1 protein-coding gene is annotated in these 607 nt (G+C 67.1%); it reads left to right on the top strand.

Translation table 11 applies throughout. The features are described 5' to 3' along the window. A partial coding sequence (locus GJV78_RS22735; protein WP_155110316.1) for an autotransporter outer membrane beta-barrel domain-containing protein occupies positions 1-607 on the top strand: 607 nt, incomplete at both ends.

Below are 607 nucleotides of genomic sequence, written 5' to 3'. Positions count from 1 at the left end.
ATGTGGCTGCGCGGCTACGGCGGCGCGCTGAACGCCTTCTCCGGCGGCAGGCTGAGCGGCTTCGACATGCGCTACAGCGGCTACCAGCTGGGGGCGGACAAGCGGGTCGCCGCCGGGGTGCCGCTGTCGGTGGGGCTGTTTATGGGCTCAACCCACGGCTCGCCGGACTATCGCGGGGGCAGCGGCACGGTGCGTTCGGACTACGCGGGGCTGTACGCCAGCTATCTGGCACAGAGCGGGCTGTACGGTGACCTGGTGCTGAAGGCCGCGCGGCAGAAGAACAGCTTCAGCGTGCTGGACAGCCAGAAGAAGCGCGTCGGGGCGTCGGGAGAGGCGTCGGGGTTCAGCGCGGCGCTGGAGATGGGCAGGCGGTTTAACCTGAACCAGCCGGGAGAAGGGTTCTATGTGGAGCCGGAGATGCAGTTCACCTGGAGCCGTCAGAATGCGATGAAGATGCGGGCGGATAACGGGCTGAACATCGGCCTGAGCAGCTATAAGTCGGCGCTGGGCCGTGCGGGCGTGCAGCTGGGGTATGAGCAGAGCACGGAGAGCGGGCGGGTGAACGCCTACCTGAAGAGCGGGGTGCTGAAGGAGTTTGCCGGGGAGA

It is taken from the genome of Intestinirhabdus alba (assembly GCF_009711095.1).
GTDB classification, from domain to species: domain Bacteria; phylum Pseudomonadota; class Gammaproteobacteria; order Enterobacterales; family Enterobacteriaceae; genus Intestinirhabdus; species Intestinirhabdus alba.
The sequence above is the reverse complement of the archived record's forward strand: the minus strand, read 5'-3'. Positions and strand labels throughout refer to the sequence as shown.